Source organism: Streptomyces camelliae (assembly GCF_027625935.1).
Classification (GTDB): Bacteria; Actinomycetota; Actinomycetes; order Streptomycetales; family Streptomycetaceae; genus Streptomyces; species Streptomyces camelliae.
Map to the genome: position 1 here is coordinate 8,331,586 of NZ_CP115300.1, position 18,682 is coordinate 8,350,267.

Here is an 18,682-nt window from a genome sequence, read left to right on the forward strand (position 1 = left end):
GCTCCGCCGCGTGGGCGCGATCAGCCACAACGTACCCGCACCCGGGGGACGGCCTGTACTCCCACGGCGGGGCCCGACGGTGCTCACCCCTTCGTCGCGAGGCTCACCGCGTTTGCCACCACCACCGCCCCGATGCCCGCCCACTCCGCCGCGCCCAGGCCCTGGCCGAGGACGACCCAGCCGACCAGGGCCGCCAGGACCGGGTTGACGCTCATGAACAGGCCGAAGGTCTGCGCGGGGACATGGCGCAGGGTCAGCAGGTCGGCCAGGTAGGGAACGGCGGAGGACAGGACGCCGGCCGTCACCGCGCACAGCACCGCACCGGCCGTCGGCGGATGGCGCAGAACGAGGACGACGCCGACGGGCAGGAAGGCCAGCGCGGACACCGTGGCGGCCGCCGCGACGCCCTGCGCGCCGGGTATGCGCCGGCCGACGACCCGGTTGAGCAGGATGTACGACGCCCAGCAGCACGCGGCGACCAGGCCGAAGGCCATCCCGGCGTAGTCGGCGGAGGGGCGCGGGCGCATCAGGACGACCACCCCGGCCGCGGCCACCACCGCGCACCCGGCGTCCAGCCGGCGCCGTGTGGCGGCCAGCGCGACGGTGAGCGGCCCGAGGAACTCCAGGGTCACGGCGAGACCGAGGCCGATGCGGTCCACGGCGGTGTACAGAGTGAAGTTCATCGTGCCGAAGACCCCGGCCAGCAGCAGCACCGGCCACCACTGCCGCCAGGTGAAGCCGTGCAGCCGGGGCCGGCCGACGGCGAGCAGGACGAGCGCGGCGACGTACTGACGGACCGCGACCACCCCGAGCGGACCGAGGACGGGGAAGGCCAGGGCCCCGACGGCGGCGCCGGTCTGGTTGGACAGCCCGCTGCCCACCATGGTGGCCACGCCGGTCAGCCGCCGGGCCTTCGCCGGGGACGGGGTGATGACTGTGGGCGGGGCCACGGCCGGGCGTTGGAGAGCGCGTCGCATGCCGGGATCGTGCGCCGCCTGCATCCTTGCGCAAAATGCATGCGCCGACCGATCTATACGCTGAGCGTATGCACGACATCGATCTGCGCCAGCTGCGCTGTCTCGTGGCGATCGTGGACGAGGGCACCTTCACGGACGCGGCCATCGCCCTCGGGGTCTCCCAGGCCGCGGTCTCCCGCACCCTCGCCTCCCTGGAACGCGCCCTGGGCGTACGGCTGCTGCGCCGCACCTCCCGTGAGGTGACCCCGACCGCGACCGGACTGCGCGTGGTGGAGCGGGCCCGCCGCGTGCTCGCGGACGTCTCCGGCCTGGTCCGGGAGGCGAGCTCGGGCCACACCCGGCTGCGCGTCGGCTACGCCTGGTCGGCGGTGGGCCGCCACACGGTCGCCTTCCAGCGGCGCTGGAGCGCGGAGCACGGGGGCATCGATCTGCACCTCGTGCGCGTCAACTCGCCCTCTGCCGGGCTCGCCGAGGGCGCCTGTGATCTCGCCGTGGTCCGCAGGCCGCCGGCGGACCGGCGGTTCGACACCGCGATCGTCGGCCTGGAGCGCCGGCTGTGCGCGCTCGCCGCCGACGACCGGCTCGCCCGGCGCCGTTCGGTGCGGCTCGCCGAACTGGCCGACCGCACCCTGCTCGTGGACCCCCGCACCGGCACGGCCACTCCCGAGCTGTGGCCGCCGGGCGCCCGTCCGGCCGTCGAGGAGACGTCCGACGTCGACGACTGGCTCACCGAGATCGCCGCCGGACGCGGCATCGGCGTCACCGCGGAGTCGACCGCGCACCAGTACCCGCGGCCCGGCGTCGTCTACCGGCCGGTGCGCGACGCCGAACCCGTTGCCGTACGGCTGGCCTGGTGGCGCGACGACCCCCACCCGGCCCGCCAGGCGGTCGTGGAACTCCTCACCGAGCTGTATCGCGCGGCCTGAGCCGGTCCTGGGCCCGGATAACGCAAACAAAATTGTTGACAATCTTGTCGGGCTGGATTGAAGGAACTCGCCGAGCAGTTCGGTGTGACGCGGGCCGGCATCCGTGCGGCACTGGTCGATCCGGAGGCGCAGGGACTGGTCGAGCGGATCCGCAATCGCGGCTCGCGGGTGCGGGTGGTGACCGTGGAAGAGGCGGTCGCGATCACGGAGTGCCGCATGGTCCTGGAAGGCTGTGCGCGGCCAAGGCCGCCGTCGCCGCGAGCGAGGCGCAGCTGACCGAACTGGCCGACCTCGGCGCGGCGATGGAGAAGGCCGTCGCCGACGGCGAGCCCGTGACGTACTCCGACCTCAACCACCGACTGCACGACCGGATCCCGGAGATCTCCGGCCGGCGCACCGCGATCGAGCTGCTGGAGCGGCTCAACGCCCAACTGGTCCGCCACCGCTTCCAGCTGGCGCTCCGCCCGGGGCGCCCCCAGCAGTCCCTGAACGAGCACCTGGCGATGATCGAGGCGATCAGGGCCAGGGACCCGCAGGCGGCCGAGGCGGCCGTCCGCGCCCACCTCGCCGACGTGATCGAGGCGCTCAGCGACTGATACGGCGCGCCCCCGGGGCGCGTTCGTGTGCCTGCGTCGCGTGTCCGGTCGCCGGGCGGGTGGAGGTTCACCTGTCCAGCAAGGAGATGCCACCGATGACGCAGTCCGACGCGTCTGCCTCCGCCGATCCCTCGGCCCCGCCCGAGCTGGGCGGACCCCCGTCCCCGCCCCGCTCGACCCTCGTCGTCACGGCCCATGCCGGGGACTTCGTGTGGCGGGCGGGCGGAGCGATCGACCTGGCCGCCTCACGGGACGAGCAGGTCACCATCGCCTGCCTGACCTTCGGCGAGCCCGGCGAGTCCGCCAACGCGTGGCGCGACGGGCGGACCCTTGAGGAGATCAAGGCGATACGCCGGCAGGAGGCCGAGCAGGCGGCCGCCACGCTCGGCGCCGACGTCCGGTTCTTCGACGTCGGCGACTGTGCCCTCGTCGCCACCGCGGAGCTCACCGACCGGCTCGTCGCCGTCTACCGCGAGACCCAGCCCGACGTCGTCCTCACCCACCCCGTGGACGACCCCTGCAACGGCGACCACCCGGCCGCTCACCGCATGGGCCCTTCAGGCCCGCGTCCTCGCCCAGGCCATCGGCCACCCCGGCCCCGGCGAGATCATCGGCGCCCCGCCCGTCTGCTGCTTCGAGCCGCACCAGCCCGAGATGAGCGGCTTCCGGCCCGAAGTCCTGCTCGACATCACCGAGGTGTGGGACACCGAGCGCAAGGCGATGGAGTGCCTCGGCGCCCAGCGGCACCTGTGGGACCACTACACCGACCTCGCCGTCCGCCGCGGCGTCCAGCTGGGGCGCAACGCCGGCCCCAACCTCGGTCTGCCGCACCGGACCATCGCCGAGGCCTTCATGCGCCTCTACCCGCAGGTCACGAAGGAGCCGGCGTGAGCGGCGTGATCGTCACCGGCCCGCCGAAGGCCGATCCGAAGGACGTCGACGCGCCGGCCGGGTACGGGGTCGCCACCGTGCACGAGGCGATGGGGCGAACCGGCTTGCTGGGGCCGGGCATCCGGCCCGTCCAGCAGGGCGTGCGCGCCGCCGGCACGGCCGTCACCGTGCTCAGCCGGCCCGGCGACAACCTCATGATCCACCCGGCCGTCGAACAGTGCGGCGAGGGTGACCTCTTGGTCGTCACCACGACCTCGCCGTCCACCGACGGCATGTTCGGCGAGCTGTTCGCCACCGCCCTGCGACGGCGCGGGGTGCGCGGGCTCGTCGTCAACGCGGGCATCCGGGACACCCAGGAACTGCGCGACATGAACTTCCCGGCCTGGTCACGCGCCGTCAGCGCGCAGGGCACGGTCAAGGCCACCGACGGTTCGGTCAACGTGCCGGTCGCCGTCGACGGCCAGGTGATCCACACCGGTGACGTGATCCTCGGCACGGCCGCCCTCGGCATCGCCGCCCTGCGCTCACCCCGCCGGTCCGAGCCCAGCGGCAGCGGACAGCGACTCGTCACGGCCGGCTGACCCGCCCCGCGCCCGCGGTGCCGCACCCCGGACCCGGGGCACGGCACCGTACGCGCGAACCCGGAGGAGCGGCACCGTATGCGTACGTCGCGGTTCACCCCGCCTCGTCCGGTTCCACGTCCCGGCCCGTGCACGCCAGCTCGCCGCCCACCTCGGCGCACGCTTCCACTCCCCGGGGCGAGGAGACCGACAGCATCGGACTGCTGTCGCCGGCGGAGTCGTCCGCGGGATAGCCGGCCGACAGTACGTTCTGGCCCTCCCGCACCGACACCTCGCGGGCCCGCGCCGAGTGCAGCCGCACCTGGGACCAGGCGGTGCCGCAGGCCGCCGACCAGCGCAGCCGGACCGTGTAGGCGGGGTCGGTGACGGTGCTCGCGGTCCGCGCGTCCCGGGCGCACGCCGACGCGTCGGGCAACTCGCCCTGGCACGACCGGCCGTGACAGCGCGACACCGCCGGCAGCGTCTGCGCGGCGGGCGCGCCGGCCGGACGCGCGGCCAGGGTGACGACGGCGGCCACCGCCGTGGCGGCGCCGAACACGGCCAGCGCGGACAGCGCAAGCCGGGACGGCGGGCGGGACGCGAGCCAGGAGGGGAGCTGCGGCCGGAGCCGGCCCGGCTTCCGCTCCCCGCCGGTCTCGGCGGCCGCGGCTTCCGAGTCCGGCGGGGGCGTACTGGCCGCGTCCCACTCGGCCAGTACGGCCTCGGGGTCGGCGCCGGCGAGCCGGCAGAGCGCCTCCACAGCGGGCCGCGGCGGCGGTGTGCCGCCGGACAGATAGCGGTGCCACGCGGACTTGCTGTACGGGGTGCGCGCGGCCAGCGCCGCAAGGCTCAGCCCCGTACGGTCCTTCAGGTCGCGCAGCGCCGCCACCCGTGGCTCGTCGTCCGGCGTGACCGCTGCTGTCGATGCTTGGGGGTGCCGCATCGTGCGTCCTCGACTCCCGTTCCGCTATGGGCCATTTCGCCCCTGTTGCCGGAATGGCTTCCCTGCGGCGCGGCGAACACACACGTGAGGTAGGAGGAAGGTGAGGCATGGGCAGGCCGAAGGCCCGTCCGGGGGTCGTCGAACGGGCCTTCGGCGGCTGGGAGTGCGGTGCTGAGGTGCCGTCAGCACCAGGGCAGGGCACGGTCGATGAGGACGTAGCGGGCCGAGACGTAGCCCCGGTGGTGGGCGAGCCGGTACCAGACGCGGTTCCCGGCGACCCACGAGCCGCGCGTCTTGCAGGTCAGGTGCAGATAGCGGCCCGTGTGCCGGTGGCCGATCACCCGGTAGCCGGTGCCCGGCCCGGAGCGGACGTTGAGTCGGGCGTGCCGGGTGGTGACACGGCCGGTGGCGCGGACGGCGACACGGTGCGTGAGGTGTCGGCGGTGGGCGCGGCGCTGGAAGAGATCGATGTGACGGGCATGGTGCTGGGTGACGGCACCCGGCAGGGGGTAGGAGCCCGCGGCGCTCGCGGTGGCCGCCCCGGCCGTCGTGGGCAGGAAGGCGAGCACCGCGACCGTGGCCAGCAGACCGCTCTTGAAAGTCCGTCGGATCATGGCAACCTCCGGCTGTCGTTCTCGTGACCACGAGCAGTGATCACGACAGCCAGCGTTTCCGTGGCGGGTCGTCGGAATGCCGTTCCGGTGTCCCCCGGGACGCTCCGGAACGTTCCTCGGGGCGGGATCCGGCGCCGCGGCCGGGGCGACAGGGGGAGGCGCGCCGTCGTCCCGCCCGTGCCTGTACCCGTCCGGGTGAGGTGTCCCGAGGGGAGTGGTCAGACCGTCTCGGCGAAGGTGATCGTCCGCTCCTTCAGCAGCGGGAAGACCGTGCCCCGGATCAGTTCCGCGAAGTGGGCCGTCTCCTTGTGCGCCTCGAAGCCGGCGCGGTCGGTGTACCGCTCGTACAGGACGAACGCCCCGGGCTGGTCCACCACCTCGTGCGCCTCGTAGGCGAGGTTCGCGGGCTCGGACGGGACCAGCTCGCGCATCGCGCGGAGCGCGTCGCGCACGGTGTCCGCGTCGGCGGGTGCGCACTGGTACTGGGCGACGACGGCGAAGGCCATGGGTCCCTCCGGTGTTCGACGAGAATCGTGGTCTGCCGATTGCAGCACGCGGCCGCCCGCGGACGGCCCGTACGACACGCGTCCCGATGCCCGGGGGCGCGCGGAAGTTACTTGACTTACGCAACGAGCTGGTAAACTGCCGGGTATGCCCAGCACGGAATCGCTGTCCGACCTGCCCGACGCCTCCCCGGAGGTCGTCGACATCGAGCGCGCTCTGACGCGTGTCACCTACCTCAGCACCCGGTCCCGGCAGCACGAGCGGCTGATCGCGCTTGCGGGCGTGCCGCTGGACCGGGCCGCGGTGGCGCTGCTGCGGCAGATCGCCGACTCCGAGCCGCTGCGGCCGGGGGAGCTGGCGCAGCGGCTGGGCGTGGAGGCCTCCCATGTGACGCGGACCGTGCAGCAACTGCAGAAGGCCGGTTACGTCAGCCGCGTCCCCGACCCTGCCGACCGGCGCGCCCAGCGGATCCAGCTCACCGACGCCGGCCGGGAGGCCGTGGGCCGGATCCGGGACGCCGGGGCCCGGGGCATGCAGCTCGCCCTCGCCGGGTGGCGGCCCGAGGAGCTGCGGCAGATGGCCACCCTCTTCCATCGCATGGTCGACGACTTCCTCGCGTACACCATCGAGGAGGACTCCGGGCGGGAGGCGGACGAGGCCCCGCTGACGACGGGCTGACGTCCGCTGCCGGCGAAGGTAGGGCGAGCGGGGCCCCACATGGCTTCTACCGTCCAGTAATATCCGGCGGCAGGCCATCGGAGGCGAAGACGGTGCCGCCGGCACGGTGGGCGCCGGGAGTCGCCCGGAACGAGGAGAGACGGTCGTGACGGAACGTATCGAGGTCGGCAGCAAGGTGGCGGACTTCGCCCTGCCCGACGAGACCGGCGCCACCCGCCGGCTCACGGAACTGCTGGCCGACGGCCCGGTGGTCCTCTTCTTCTACCCCGCCGCCATGACCCCTGGCTGCACGGCCGAGGCCTGCCACTTCCGGGACCTCGCCGCCGAGTTCGCGGCCGTCGGCGCCCGGCCCGTCGGCATCAGCGGCGACACCGTCGACAAGCAGCAGGAGTTCGCCGGCGCGCACGGCCTCGGCATGCCGCTGCTCTCCGACACCGACGGCGCGGTGCGGGAGCGGTTCGGCGTCAAGCGCGGCTTCTCCCTCGCGCCCACCAAGCGCGTCACCTACGTCATCGCCCAGGACCGCACGGTGCTGGAGATCGTCCGCAGCGAGCTGCGCATGAACACCCACGCCGACCGCGCCCTCGCCGCCCTGCGCACCCACCAGGGCTGAGACCACCCACCTGTTCCCACCCGGCGTCGGCCGCCACGTCCATCCCCTGAGCCGGACCGGCAACCGTCCACCCGCCGCGTCGGACAGGCCTCCGCCCCGCGCTTGATGGCCCGGAGCAGTCGGATCATCCTGGGGCATATGAAGCATGGCGCCGCCGTGGCGGTCATCGATGTCCTGGGCACCGTGACCGGCTGGCGTGAGGGTGCGCGGCTGCTCACGGGCCATTCGGCCGGGGACATCGTGGGCCGGCCCGCGACCGAGCTGCTCGCCGGGAACGTCCCCGGCGAGCTTCTTGCCGCACGGGCCGGCACCGTAGCCCTGCGGCACCGCGACGGCCACCGCGTGCAGCTGACCCTGACCGCGTTCCCGGTGCTCGGCCCGGACGGCGAGGCCACGGGATTCGTCGTCACCGCCGGCCCGCCCGGCAGCGCCGCCACCGCCCTGGCCGCCCAGGCCTTCCAGCAGGCGTCCATGTCCATGTCGGTCTTCGATCTCCAGCAGCGCTATCTGCGGGTCAACGACGCCGCCTGCCATGTGATGGGCGTACCCGAGGAGGTGCTGCTCGGCCGACACTTCCTGGACACCGTCGAGGACGCCCCGCACAGCCGGCCAGGCCGCGCTGCGCGCTCCCCGCGCTGCGCGCTCCCCGCGGGGCCGCCCGTTCCGGCTGGGCGCCCATCCCTGATCACGGTGCCGCTGCGGGCCCGCGGCACCACGCTCGGCGTCGCGATCTGCGTCCGCATGGCCCATCCCGACGACTACGGCCCCGACGACGCCGTCTTCGCCGAGGAACTCGGCAGCCGCGCCGCCGTCTGCATCGACAACGCCCGCCGCTTCGAGCGCGAGCGCAGCACCGCCCTCGCCCTCCAGCACAGCCTGCTGCCACGGGACCTGCCCGGGCAGGCCGCGCTCGACGTGGCCCACCGGTATCTGCCGTGCGGCTCCCTGGCCGGCGTCGGCGGCGACTGGTTCGACGTCATCCCGCTCTCCGGCGGCCGGGTCGCCCTGGTCGTGGGCGACGTGGTGGGCCACGGCATCCAGTCCTCGGCGACCATGGGCCGGCTGCGCACGGCCGTACGCACCCTCGCCGACGTCGACCTGCCGCCGGACGAACTCCTCACCACCTCGACGACCTGGTGGTCCACCTGGCCGCCGAGGACAGCGGCGAGGAGGTCGCCGAGCTCGGCGCGACCTGCCTGTACGCGATGTACGACCCCGTCTCCCGCCGGCTCGCCCTGGCCGCCGCCGGCCACCCGGCCCCGGCCGTCGTCCTGCCCGGCGGCGCCGCCGAGATCGTCCCGATGACCGCCGGGCCGCCGCTCGGCGTAGGCGGGCTGCTCTTCGAGGCGATGGAACTGGACCTGCCCGAGGGCTCCGTCGTCGCGCTCTACACCGACGACCTGCTGGAGGACCGCGACCGGGACCTCGACGGCGCCACCGACGCCCCGTGCCAGGCCTGACCACGCCCGCCGGATCCCTCGACGCGCTGTGCGACAGCGTCTTGAAGGACGTCATGCCCGACCAGCCAGGCGACGACGTCGCCCTGCTGCTGGTGCGCACCCGCGCCCTCGGCGCCGACCGGGTCGCCACCTGGGACGTCCCGCCCGACCCCGCCGAGGTCGCCGTCTTCCGGCAGGCGGCCGGGGAACAGCTGACCGCCTGGGGGCTGGACGAGGCCGCCTTCGTCACCGAACTCGTCGTCAGCGAACTCGTCACCAACGCCATCCGCTACGGCGAACCGCCCATCAAACTACGGCTGATCCGCGACCGCGCCCTCATCTGCGAGGTCTCCGACGCCAGTTCCACCTCTCCGCATCTGCGCCGGGCCAACGCCTACGACGAGGGCGGCCGCGGACTCCTGCTGGTCGCCCAGCTCACCCAGCGCTGGGGCAGCCGCCAGACCGGCCGGGGCAAGACCATCTGGGCCGAACAGACGCTGCCCGAACCCTGATCACCGGGTCACCGCCCGATGACCGGTCACTGGAACGGGCACCCCGGGTTCGGCGCGTCCTCCGAGAACGGCGCCCCGTGCGGCAGCACGTACAGCACATCGAGCACGAGTGGTGTGTCGCCCAGGTTCCGCCCGATGTGGACGTGGTCGGGACCGGCCGGTTCCTGGATCGTCGCCCCCCTCCGGTACACACCGTCCGAGGCGCAGGACGAGTCGAAGTGGCTCAGCGTGCCCTGCTTCACCACGCCGTACAGCGGACCGTCGTGGTAATGCCAGCCGGTGCTCTGGCCGGGCGGGATCGTGATCTCCCGCAGGGTGTAGTCGGTGCCGTCGACGGTGGTCCGACTGATGATCCGGGCTGTCACCCCGGGTCCGGGCGGAGTCGCCTGGGCGGTACCGCACAGCAGAACGGTGGCGGCGGTCAGCGCGCCGGTGACGGCGGTGCGGAGTGCGATGCGCATGCGGGAGCCTCCCCGGAGGCGAGCGGGTGTCGCCGTGAACATGGCGGGTCTCGCCGTGAAGATTAGGCCAGCGGGCGCCCGTTGGGGCCGGAACCCGGCGATCCGCCCCCGGCTCAGGCGCAGACGTCGGCGATGGTGCCGGTGAGGACGTCCGTGAGCCGGTCCAGCGAGGCGAGGTCCGCGTACTCGTCGGCCGCGTGCGCGCCCGCGCCGTCGACGCCGAAGAGCAGGCAGGGGATGCCGGCCCGGTCCAGCAGAGCGCAGTCGGTCCAGAACGGCTCGGCGCGTACGACGGGCGGATGCCCGAGGACCTGGGCGGCATGGCGGGTGAGGGTGCGTACGATGCGGGCCTCGGGGTCGGCCTGGAACGGTTCGCGGTGCAGGCCGCGGGCCAGCCGGTACCGGAAGTCGGGGACGGTGGCGGCGAGTCGGTCCAGCAGGCCGGTCAGCTCGCGCTCGACGCGGGCGGCGCTCTCGCCGGGAACGGTGCGGCGCTCCAGGGTGACACGGCAGCGCGCCGGGTAGGTGGACGGCTCCTCGCCGCCCCGGATGAGGGAGGCGTGCACGGTCCCGGTGCCCGGGAGCGGGTGTGCCGGTCCCCGGGCGAGGTGCCGGCCCAGGTCCTCCAGGGCGACCAGGAAGTGCCCGGGGTCCGGGTGGACCGTCAGATGGCCGACGGTCGCGCGCAGCTCGCCGTACGCACCGGAGTCGACCATGGCTCGCAGCCGGACGACGATCTGCGCCGCGGCGAGGCCGGCGTCGGCGCGCAGCCGGGTGGGCGTGGTGCCGGCGTGCGCGGCGCGGCCGTGGACGGTGATCTCCTGCCAGGAGATGCCCTGCACGCCGGTGACGACACCGATCTCGACACCCTGCTCGGCGAGGACGGGTCCCTGTTCGATGTGGCACTCGACGTAGGCGTACGGCGGGGCGAGCGTTGCGTCGGCGGGGCCGGCGAAGCCCCGGTGCGGGCGAGTTCGCCGCCGAGGGTGCGGCCCTCGCGGTCGGTCAGCGCGTGGGCGTACTCCAGGGTGAGCCGGCCGGCGGCGACGGCGCTGCCCAGCATGTCCGTGCCGAAGCGGACGCCTTCCTCCTCGGTGAAGACGCCGACCTCGATCGGACGGCGGGTGGCGATGCCGTGTTCGTCGAGCGTCCGGACGACCTCGATGCCGCCCAGGACGCCGAGGCAGCCGTCGAAGGCGCCGGCGGTGGCGACGCTGTCGATGTGCGAGCCGGTCAGGACCGGGGCCGCCTCCGGGTCGGTGCCCTCGCGGCGGCCGTAGATGTTGCCCATCCGGTCGACGCGGACGGCCAGCCCGGCCTCCTCCATCCACGCGATGACCCGGCGGCGCCCGGCCGCGTCGGCGTCGGTGAGGGCGAGGCGGCTGACACCGCGCAGACCGGTGCGCTCGTCGTCGTACGCGCCGATCTCGGCGAGGTCCATCAGGGACCGCCACAGACGGTCGCCGTCGACGGTGATCGTGCCGGGGCGGGGTCCGTCATGATCTGTCTCCTGGCGGTTGCGAGCACGTGGTCAGCGGGCGGTGGGGGAGTGCGGGTTGGCAGCCGTGCCCTCGGTGTTCAGCAGGACGACCACCGAGGCCGGCCCGAGCCCGAGTGCGGTACGGCGGTCCTCGGCGCCCGCGCCGGTGAGCACCGCGCGCAGGCCGGCCAGAGCCGCGGCCCCGCAGGGGCCCGAGGAGACACCGAGAGCCGCGAGATCGCCCACCGCGCGGGCGCTGTCGGCGTCGGTGACGGCGACCGCGGCGTCCAGCCCGCCGTGCAGGAAGGGCCAGGCGGTGCCGGACGGGGTACCGCAGTTCAGCCCGGCCATGATGGTGTCGCCCGTGGCGATGCTGAGCGGACGGCCGGCGGTGAGACTCTCCAGGACGCAGGCCGCGGTCTCCGGCTCCACGGACAGCAGCGCCGCCCCGCGCCCGGACGGCCGGCTGCGGTAGTGCGTGCCACGGCCTGCGCCAGGGACCCGACACCGACCGGTACGCACACGAGATCCGGTCCGTCGGCGACATGGGCGGCGGCCAGTTGTTCATCCGTCTCGGCGCACAGGGTGGAGTAGCCCTCCACGATCCACCCGGGGATCCGCTCGTAGCCCGGCAGCCCCGTGTCCTGGACCAGGACCGCGTCCGGCGCGGCGGCCGCCTCGGCCGCCCGGCGCACGGCCTCGTCGTACGACCCCGGGACCTCGGTGACCCGCGCCCGTTCGGCGGCTATGGCGGCCACGGCCCGCGGATGCACCCCCTGCGGGACGAAGACATGGGCGCGTTGCCCGAGGCGGTGCGCCACGCGGGCCACCGCGCGGCCGTGTGGGACGCCCTGCGCCGCGCGGCCGGCCTCCGCTCCGGCCCGCGACCACCCGGCCCGCGCTGAGTCCCCCGCTCGGCCGGGGCCGGCTGGGCGAGGGTGCGTCCGGAGCGCACCGGCAGCCAGGCCGGCCGGAAGCGGAAGTGCAGCCGCCGCGCGTCATGGATCCCCCCGACGGAACGCGGCTCACCGGCCTCGGCCGAGGCCGGTCGCCCCGCCGGCTCGCGGGTGCGCCCGAGCGCGAGCTGCGCCGGGACTGGGAGGACCTCACCGAGGAGGGGGTGGGGGCGCTCGGGTCCGAGGCCGGCGTGACCGCGGACGACCCGCGGCTGCGCGACCTGGTCGGGGAGCTGTCCCTGCGCAGCGAGCGCTTCCGCAGCCAGTGGGCCCGGCACGAGGTACGGCCCCGCCTGTGGGCCCGGCACGAGGTACGGCCCCGCCGCGGCCGCACGAGCCATCTCACCCCCCACAGGCCGGCGACCTCGACCTGCACTCCACCAAGCTCTCCGTGGACGGCACCGACGGACTCACCCTCGTCGTCTTTCAGCCGAACCCGGCAGCCGCAGCGCCGAACTCCCGGACATCCTCGGCAGCCTCAACCTCAACGCGCCCGCGCGCGACGCCGCCCCGGAGCGTGTGGAGGACCAGTAGCGCACCGAGGAACAGACCGGCGTACGGCGGGGGCGGAGCGTGTGGTCGCGCGGCGTCCCGGACGAACCCGCGCCGGCCCAGGTCCGGCCGCCACCGGTGCCGTCGCCGTCGCCGTCGCCGCACGGATAGGGTGAGTGGTGATCAACACACGGGTGGGGAGAGGGCAGCGGACGGTATGGGCGCAGGCGCGGAGCGCAGCGGCGCGGGTGGCGGACGGCCCACCTCACGGGACGTCGCCCGGCTCGCCGGGGTCTCGCACACCGCCGTCTCCTTCGTCTTCAACGGCCGCGCCGAGGGCAACCTCTCGCCCGCCACCCAGGAACGCATCCGGCAGGCCGCCGCCCAGCTCGGCTACCGCCCCGACCCGGTCGCCCGCGGCCTGCGCCGCCGCCGTACGGCCGTGATCGGACTGGTCACCGACGAGATCGCCTCCTCGCCGTTCGCCGGCCGGCTGCTGCGCGGCGCCATGGAGACCGCGTGGGCGAGCGAGCACCTCGTGCTCACCGTGGACTCCGGCGGCGATCCGGCCAAGGAGGACGCGGCCGTGGCCGAACTCCTCGACCGGCGGGTCGACGGCATCATCTACGCGGCCATGTCCCTGCGCCGGGTCCGGGTCCCCGAGGGCCTGCACCGCACCCACTCCGTGCTCGCCAACTGCGTGCCCGACGACGACTCGCTGCCCGCCGTCATCCCGGCCGAGCGGGCCGGCGGGCGTACGGCCGCACGGCTGCTGCTGGAGGCCGGGCACCACAAGGTGGCCCTCGTCGGCGGACAGGACGACATCGCCTCGGTGGAACGGCTGCGCGGCTTCCGGGACGCGCTGCGCGCCGAGGGCGTCACCGTGCCGAAGGAGTGGGTCGTACGCACCGGCGGCGAGATCAGCGGCGGCCACGAAGGTGCGATGCGGCTGCTCGACGGCGCCGATCCGCACCACCGGCCCACCGGGATCTTCTGCTACAACGACCGGGTCGCGGCAGGCGTGCTGCATGCCGCGGCCCGGCTCGGGATCGCCGTACCCGGCGCGCTGTCGGTGGTCGGCTACGACGACCAGGAACACATGGCCGCCTTCCTCACCCCGGCCCTGACCACCGTCGCGCTGCCGCACCGGGCGATGGGCGAGGCGGCGGCCCGGCTGCTGCTCGACGCGATCGACACCGGCCGCACCCCGCCCGCCACGGTACGGCGGCTCGCCTGCCCGGTGGTCAGCCGCGCCTCGGTGGGACCTGCTCCCACGCGCTGACCTCGGCGTCCCCGGCGACCACCAGCTCGGCCACGTCGTCCGGGCGGCGATAGACCCGCTCGGTCACCATCGCCCGCTCCCCGGCGAAGAGTTCGAGGAGCGAGCCGTCCACGAGGATCCGGACGGTGAGCGCCGGGCCGGGCGGCACGCCCACCGTGATCGGAGCCGACCCCTCGGCCGCCATGGCGCCCGTGCGCGGCCAGCCGCTCCGGTCCAGCACGACGCTGCCCGCCGCCGGGTCCAGCCGGACGGTGAGCTCCCGGTCCGCCGCTCGCAGCAGGGTGACCGTGGTGGCACCGCGCGCGGTCACGGTCAGGTCGTACGACGGCGGGAGCGGCGCCCGGCCCGGCGCGGTCACGAACGGCACGGGGGCGCGCAGGAGTTCCAGCTCCGGCGCCGGGAACACCCGGAGCGAGCCGTCCGGATGGACGTCGACCACGCGGGGCGCGGTCAGTGTCCCCGCCCAACCGGCAGCCAGGACCGTTGAGTTGTCTCGGGCCTCCCACGACCAGCCCCACAGCAGGGCCCGGCCGGGATCCTGGCGGACGGCGGGCGCGTAGAAGTCCCGGCCGTGGTCGAGTCGGCCGCCGGCGCGGGTCGTGAGCGCCAACCCACCCTTGCCGTAAGCTTCCAGACGTCCCGTCAGATAGCCGGTGGAGCAGGGCTCGCCGTCCCACAGCGACAGCACGAGGACGTGTTCCCCGCCGCTCGCCTCGTACAGCTGCGGGCACTCCCAGCCGACGGCCTTGTCACCGAAGGCGCCGGCCGCGACCGGGTCGGTGCCGTCCAGCAGGACACCGGCGAACCGCCAGTCGGTGAGCTCCTGGCAGTCGTACAGCAGCACCGACGGGGTGCCGTCGGCGTGGCCCGCACCGACCAGTGCCCAGCGCCGGCCGCCGTGGTGGAAGACGAACGGGTCGCGGAACATCACCACGTCCAGTCCGGCGGGGGGCGCCGCGACCACGGGGTCGGGCAGCGGACGCCAGTCGAGGAGGCGGTCGTCGCCGGGGTCGGCCGCGCGGGCCAGGCAGATGGTGCCGACGCCGGTGTGGGTGTGGTCGACCCCGGTGTACACGGCGGTGGGGACGCCGGCGTCGTCCACCACACAGCCCGACCAGCAGCCCGCCTCGTCGGGGCCGCCCGGGGTCGGGGTGAGGGCGATCGGGTGGTGCTCCCAGTGGACCAGGTCGGGGCTGGAGGCATGGCCCCAGTGGACGTTCGCGTGCACCGGCGCGGCCGGATTGTGCTGGTAGAAGAGGTGGTGGCGGCCGCGCCAGCGGAACGGGCCGTTGGGGTCGTTGATCCAGTGGGCGGGCGGGCGGACCCGGAAGCGCGGGGCGGCCGGGTCCGGGGCGGCCGGGTCCGGGGCGGGAGCGGCGAGGCTCAACGGTTGACTCCTGCGGAGGTGATGCCCTCGCGGAGAGGGCGCTGGCCGACGGCGAACACGGCGACGGCGGGGAGCATCGACAGCACGACACCGGCGAGCACGACGGAGATGGAGCCGGTGCCGAGGTTGCCCTGAAGGGAGACCAGCCCCAGGGGGAGCGTGTAGTTCTGGCCGGAGGTCTCCAGGATCAGCGGGCGGAAGAACTCGTTCCAGTGGTAGTTGAAGGCGAGGACACCGACGATCGCCAGTCCGGGCCGGGCCAGCGGGGCGTACACGGACCGGAAGATCCGCCAGGGCCCGGCGCCGTCCAGCATCGCCGCCTCACCGAGGTCCTTCGGCATGCCGAGGAAGTACTGGCGCATCAGGAAGGTGCCGAACGCGGTCGGGAACGCCGGAATGATCAGACCGAGCAGGGTGTCGGTCAGACCCATCGACTTGAGCACCAGGAACACCGGAACGATCGTGACCTGCAAGGGGACCATCATGGTCGCCAGGACCAGCCCGAACAGCGGCTTCTTGAAACGGAAGTCGAGCCGCGCGAACGCGTAACCGGCGAGCCCCGCGGTGATCATCTGACCGACCGCGATCAAAGCGGTCACCAGGGTCGAGTTGAGCGCCAGCAGCCACACGTCGATCTGGTCGAAGACCCCGCGATAGGCGGCCGTGCTCGGATGAGTGGGAATGATCTGCGGCGGCAGATTGAACGAGTCCGCCGGGGTGCGCAGCGAGGTGGAGACCGTCCACACGACCGGGCCGAGGGTGAGCAGCGCGCACACGGTCAGCCCGGCGATCCGCGCCCACGGCCCGAGCGCGTACCGGGCGCGGCCGATGTTCAGGGTTGCTTGGCTCATGAGACTCACCCGGCTCACTGGTAGTGGACGAAACGCCGGCTGAGCCGGAACTGGACGGCGGTCACCGCCATGATCAGCACGAACAGCAGCACGCCCACCGCGGACGCCTCCCCGAACCGCAGCTGCTCGAAGGCCTTCTCGTAGATCACCATCACCACCGTGCGGGTCGAGTCGCCGGGCCCTCCGTCGGTGAGCACGTACGGCTGCTCGAAGACCTGCAGCGCGTTGATGATGCCGACCACCGAGGCCACCAGCAGGGTGGGGGAGAGCAGCGGCAGGGTGATGGCGAGGTGCTTGCGCAGCCCGGTCGCGCCGTCGAGCGCGGCGGCCTCGTGGATCTCCTTCGGGATGTTGTTCAGCCCGCCCACGAACAGCAGGAACGAGAAGCCGAACTGCTGCCACACGTACACGATGATCACCGTGGCCATCGCGCCGTGCTCGGAGGTCAGCCAGGGCACGGGAGCGATCCCGAACAACCCGATCAGCCAGTTGATCACTCCGAAGTCCTGGTTGAACAGATACTTCATCACGACCGAGATGGACGCGGCCGACAGCACGAGCGGGAAGAAGAACGCCGAGCGGAAAAGCGATCGCAGCCAGCCCGGCATCCGCCCGTTCAACGTCAGCGCGAGCGACAGCGCGATCAGCAGCTGCGCGGCGACCGCGAACACCATGAAGACGAGCGTGTTGCGGAAGGAGACCAGAACGGTCGAATCGGTGAACACCGAGCGGTAGTTGGCCGCACCCGCCCAGCCGGGCGGATCGATCACGTTCCAGTGGAAGAGGCTCAGCACGACCGACCCGATGATCGGTACGACCGTGAAGATCACGATCCCGACCACCGTCGGAGCAAGGAACAGCGCGGCCAGCAGCCGTGTGCCCCGCTCACGGGCCGAGGGCCGCACGGCCGCCGCACGCGGGGTCGCGGCGCGCGGCCGCAGGACGGGGACCCGGGTGTCCGTCGTGTCCGTGGTGTCGGTCATACGTCACGCTCCATGGCCTGCTCCAGATCGCCCTGCATCCGCCGCAGCGCCGGCCGCACCGAGTGCGGGCTCGCCAGTGCCGTCCCGGTGTGCTTGAGCAGCACCTGGGTCACCTCGGCGACCTGCGGCGGGGCCGGGATGGGCCCGGTGTCGGGGAACTTGTCGAGGGTGTCGTAGAAGACCCGCCAGTGGGCCGGGCCGGACTCCCGGTAGCGGGCCGCCGTCAGCATCGAACGGCGGGCCGGTGTCGTCTGGTTGGTCGAGAACAGCGCGGCCAGGGTGTCCAGCCGAGCCGAGTACTTGATGAACTCCCAGGCCGCGTCCTGCTTCTTCGAGGTGCGCAGCAGCGCGTAGCCCGCCGCGCCGAACTGGTGCCGCTGGGTGCGCCAGCGCGGAAAGTACTGCACGTCGAAGGCGTCGGCGCGCATGCCGGCCAGATGCAGACCGCCCGCCCAGAAACCGCCGGCCGGCGTCACCCCGACCCGGCCGGTGGAGAACACCCCGATCAGATTCTGGCCGTTGCCGCCCTCGGGCCGGGTGCACAGCCCCTCCTGGATCAGCTCGGCGAGATAGTCGTACGCCTCCTCGACCCGGCCGCTCGTCGCCCGCGGGGTCGTCCAGCGGAAGCCACCCCCGCGCCCCTGCCGCCGGTCCGCCGGATAGAAGGCGTCCCACAGCCAGGAGCCGCCGGGGGCCTTGGACTCGGCCAGCAGATCGGTGCCGTTCGCGAACAGCCAGGGCACCACCCCGCCCCACAGCCGGTTCGTCCAGAAGTACGGCGTGAAATGGGAGTCGTTGGCCTTCTTCAGCTGCCGTAGCAGCGCGGTGAAGTCGTCCCGGGTCCAGTCGTCCGCCGGGAGCTGCGCGCCCGCGCGCTGCAGCACCTGGGTGTTCAGGTACATGTCGGCCGCATTGAACTCGATCGGCAGCTGATACAGGCTGCCCTCGTACATCATCGACTCCACCAGCGAGGGATGGACGTCGGCGAAGTACTCCGTCAGCTCCGCCGCGTCCCGCTTCACCCAGCGGTCCAGCGGCACGCCCAGGTGCCGGGCGAACAGCTGCACGCCCTCGGTGGCCACATAGACCAGGTCCGGCGCGGTGCCCGCCGCGATCTGCGTGAGGATCTTGGCGAAGAAGTCCGGCCAGTCCACGGCCTGCACCGCGTTGATCCGGACCTTGATGTCGGGGTGCAGCCTGCGAAAGCCCGCGAGCAGCGTGCGGATCCCGTCCGGCGAGAACGCCGAGCCCAGGGTCGCGACGACCAGCGAGCCGTCGTCACGGCCCGGGATGTCGTTGCCGGTGAGGCGGTCCCAGCTCGCGGCGGTACCGGCGAGCGCCGCGGCCCCCGCGCCGTAGGCGCCGTACCGCAGCAGGGCGCGGCGGGAGAGAAGCGAGTCGGTCATCAGGTGCCTAACTCGTGTTAGCCAAGGTGTGATGCCCAGATGATGTGAAGCGTGTTACGGCCCTGTCAAGGTGCGGGAACGCTTGACCTTTAACGAGTTAGGTCCCACAGTCCTGGTCCCATGGATCGTCA

General features: G+C 73.5%; 16 protein-coding genes and 5 pseudogenes. 9 read left to right on the forward strand and 12 right to left on the reverse strand.

Annotated features, from left to right (window positions below):
• Positions 1-83 precede the first annotated feature (83 nt).
• Positions 84-893, reverse strand: coding sequence for an EamA family transporter (locus tag O1G22_RS38215; RefSeq protein WP_428986530.1), 810 nt, complete (start codon positions 891-893; stop codon positions 84-86).
• 152 nt (positions 894-1,045) lie between these two features.
• Here O1G22_RS38215 and O1G22_RS38220 point away from each other — a divergent pair, with 152 nt between their 5' ends.
• The 4 genes and pseudogenes from O1G22_RS38220 to O1G22_RS38235 all read left to right on the forward strand — a co-directional run bounded on the left by O1G22_RS38220 (position 1,046) and on the right by O1G22_RS38235 (position 3,971).
• The gene (locus O1G22_RS38220; RefSeq protein WP_270085499.1) at positions 1,046-1,903 is read left to right on the forward strand and encodes a LysR family transcriptional regulator; all 858 of its coding nucleotides are present in this window, start codon (positions 1,046-1,048) and stop codon (positions 1,901-1,903) included.
• Positions 1,904-1,960: 57 nt separating this feature from the next.
• Positions 1,961-2,499, forward strand: a pseudogene (locus O1G22_RS38225) (GntR family transcriptional regulator).
• Between the two features lie 95 nt (positions 2,500-2,594).
• A pseudogene (locus O1G22_RS38230) lies at positions 2,595-3,390 on the forward strand (PIG-L deacetylase family protein).
• Positions 3,387-3,971, forward strand: coding sequence for a 4-carboxy-4-hydroxy-2-oxoadipate aldolase/oxaloacetate decarboxylase (locus O1G22_RS38235; RefSeq protein ID WP_270085500.1), 585 nt, complete (start codon positions 3,387-3,389; stop codon positions 3,969-3,971). Before O1G22_RS38230 ends, O1G22_RS38235 begins: the two are co-directional and overlap by 4 nt.
• 94 nt (positions 3,972-4,065) lie before the next feature.
• Here O1G22_RS38235 and O1G22_RS38240 read toward each other — a convergent pair whose 3' ends face one another.
• From O1G22_RS38240 to O1G22_RS38250, 3 genes are all read right to left on the reverse strand, one after another.
• Positions 4,066-4,893 (reverse strand): XRE family transcriptional regulator, encoded by an 828-nt coding sequence (locus tag O1G22_RS38240; protein WP_270085501.1) that lies wholly within the window; start codon positions 4,891-4,893, stop codon positions 4,066-4,068.
• A gap of 182 nt (positions 4,894-5,075) precedes the next feature.
• A complete protein-coding gene (locus O1G22_RS38245) occupies positions 5,076-5,507 on the reverse strand; it encodes an SH3 domain-containing protein (RefSeq protein WP_270085502.1) in 432 nt (143 codons plus the stop codon).
• Positions 5,508-5,725: 218 nt separating this feature from the next.
• Positions 5,726-6,013: a putative quinol monooxygenase gene (locus tag O1G22_RS38250; protein ID WP_225094922.1), complete on the reverse strand. Its 288-nt coding sequence runs from the start codon at positions 6,011-6,013 to the stop codon at positions 5,726-5,728.
• Positions 6,014-6,158: 145 nt separating this feature from the next.
• On the opposite strand from O1G22_RS38250, the gene O1G22_RS38255 reads away from it, so the two are divergent.
• From O1G22_RS38255 to O1G22_RS38265, 3 genes and pseudogenes are all read left to right on the forward strand, one after another.
• On the forward strand, positions 6,159-6,689 hold the full coding sequence (locus O1G22_RS38255; protein ID WP_270085503.1) for a MarR family winged helix-turn-helix transcriptional regulator: 531 nt from the start codon (positions 6,159-6,161) through the stop codon (positions 6,687-6,689).
• A gap of 145 nt (positions 6,690-6,834) precedes the next feature.
• Complete coding sequence (locus tag O1G22_RS38260) at positions 6,835-7,302, forward strand: peroxiredoxin (RefSeq protein WP_270085504.1); 468 nt, start codon at positions 6,835-6,837, stop codon at positions 7,300-7,302.
• A gap of 138 nt (positions 7,303-7,440) precedes the next feature.
• Positions 7,441-9,253 (forward strand): annotated as a pseudogene (locus tag O1G22_RS38265) (ATP-binding SpoIIE family protein phosphatase).
• Positions 9,254-9,279: 26 nt separating this feature from the next.
• On the opposite strand, the gene O1G22_RS38270 reads toward O1G22_RS38265, so the two are convergent.
• From O1G22_RS38270 to O1G22_RS38285, 4 genes and pseudogenes are all read right to left on the reverse strand, one after another.
• A complete protein-coding gene (locus tag O1G22_RS38270; protein ID WP_270085505.1) occupies positions 9,280-9,714 on the reverse strand; it encodes a cupin domain-containing protein in 435 nt (144 codons plus the stop codon).
• A gap of 113 nt (positions 9,715-9,827) precedes the next feature.
• Entirely contained in the window at positions 9,828-10,901 is a 1,074-nt protein-coding gene (locus tag O1G22_RS38275; protein WP_333492490.1) for a M20/M25/M40 family metallo-hydrolase, read from the reverse strand.
• Positions 10,826-11,155 (reverse strand): annotated as a pseudogene (locus O1G22_RS44585) (M28 family peptidase); the annotation flags it as partial. The gene O1G22_RS38275 and the pseudogene O1G22_RS44585, both read right to left, overlap by 76 nt.
• Before the next feature lie 90 nt (positions 11,156-11,245).
• Positions 11,246-12,159 (reverse strand): annotated as a pseudogene (locus tag O1G22_RS38285) (pyridoxal-phosphate dependent enzyme).
• A 35-nt stretch (positions 12,160-12,194) separates the two neighbouring features.
• Here O1G22_RS38285 and O1G22_RS38290 point away from each other — a divergent pair.
• Both O1G22_RS38290 and O1G22_RS38295 read left to right on the forward strand, forming a co-directional pair.
• Complete coding sequence (locus O1G22_RS38290) at positions 12,195-12,818, forward strand: MmyB family transcriptional regulator (RefSeq protein WP_270085506.1); 624 nt, start codon at positions 12,195-12,197, stop codon at positions 12,816-12,818.
• A gap of 41 nt (positions 12,819-12,859) precedes the next feature.
• The gene (locus O1G22_RS38295) at positions 12,860-13,924 is read left to right on the forward strand and encodes a LacI family DNA-binding transcriptional regulator (protein WP_270085507.1); all 1,065 of its coding nucleotides are present in this window, start codon (positions 12,860-12,862) and stop codon (positions 13,922-13,924) included.
• On the opposite strand, the gene O1G22_RS38300 is transcribed toward O1G22_RS38295, so the two are convergent.
• The 4 genes from O1G22_RS38300 to O1G22_RS38315 are packed head-to-tail and all read right to left on the reverse strand — an operon-like array spanning position 13,887 to position 18,551.
• On the reverse strand, positions 13,887-15,311 hold the full coding sequence (locus O1G22_RS38300) for a glycoside hydrolase family 32 protein (protein ID WP_270085508.1): 1,425 nt from the start codon (positions 15,309-15,311) through the stop codon (positions 13,887-13,889). The two genes, O1G22_RS38295 and O1G22_RS38300, sit on opposite strands and share 38 nt — an antisense overlap.
• Positions 15,308-16,162, reverse strand: a complete 855-nt coding sequence (locus O1G22_RS38305) for a carbohydrate ABC transporter permease (protein WP_225094913.1) — start codon at positions 16,160-16,162, stop codon at positions 15,308-15,310. The genes O1G22_RS38300 and O1G22_RS38305 overlap by 4 nt, the downstream gene beginning before the upstream one ends.
• Positions 16,163-16,176: 14 nt before the next feature.
• Positions 16,177-17,145 carry a carbohydrate ABC transporter permease gene (locus O1G22_RS38310; RefSeq protein ID WP_270085509.1) on the reverse strand — a complete coding sequence of 323 codons (969 nt, stop codon included), beginning with the start codon at positions 17,143-17,145 and terminating at the stop codon, positions 16,177-16,179.
• On the reverse strand, positions 17,142-18,551 hold the full coding sequence (locus O1G22_RS38315) for an extracellular solute-binding protein (RefSeq protein WP_270085510.1): 1,410 nt from the start codon (positions 18,549-18,551) through the stop codon (positions 17,142-17,144). The genes O1G22_RS38310 and O1G22_RS38315 overlap by 4 nt, the downstream gene beginning before the upstream one ends.
• Positions 18,552-18,682: the final 131 nt, after the last annotated feature.

Bases quoted from the DNA above. Each gene is read 5' to 3' on its own strand.
- O1G22_RS38220 (WP_270085499.1), top strand. From the start codon at position 1,046: ATGCACGACATCGATCTGCGCCAGCTGCGCTGTCTCGTGGCGATCGTG.
- O1G22_RS38240 (WP_270085501.1), bottom strand. From the start codon at position 4,893: ATGCGGCACCCCCAAGCATCGACAGCAGCGGTCACGCCGGACGACGAG.
- O1G22_RS38245 (WP_270085502.1), bottom strand. From the start codon at position 5,507: ATGATCCGACGGACTTTCAAGAGCGGTCTGCTGGCCACGGTCGCGGTG.
- O1G22_RS38250 (WP_225094922.1), bottom strand. From the start codon at position 6,013: ATGGCCTTCGCCGTCGTCGCCCAGTACCAGTGCGCACCCGCCGACGCG.
- O1G22_RS38255 (WP_270085503.1), top strand. From the start codon at position 6,159: ATGCCCAGCACGGAATCGCTGTCCGACCTGCCCGACGCCTCCCCGGAG.
- O1G22_RS38270 (WP_270085505.1), bottom strand. From the start codon at position 9,714: ATGCGCATCGCACTCCGCACCGCCGTCACCGGCGCGCTGACCGCCGCC.
- O1G22_RS38290 (WP_270085506.1), top strand. From the start codon at position 12,195: ATGGATCCCCCCGACGGAACGCGGCTCACCGGCCTCGGCCGAGGCCGG.
- O1G22_RS38295 (WP_270085507.1), top strand. From the start codon at position 12,860: ATGGGCGCAGGCGCGGAGCGCAGCGGCGCGGGTGGCGGACGGCCCACC.
- O1G22_RS38305 (WP_225094913.1), bottom strand. From the start codon at position 16,162: ATGAGCCAAGCAACCCTGAACATCGGCCGCGCCCGGTACGCGCTCGGG.
- O1G22_RS38310 (WP_270085509.1), bottom strand. From the start codon at position 17,145: ATGACCGACACCACGGACACGACGGACACCCGGGTCCCCGTCCTGCGG.
- O1G22_RS38315 (WP_270085510.1), bottom strand. From the start codon at position 18,551: ATGACCGACTCGCTTCTCTCCCGCCGCGCCCTGCTGCGGTACGGCGCC.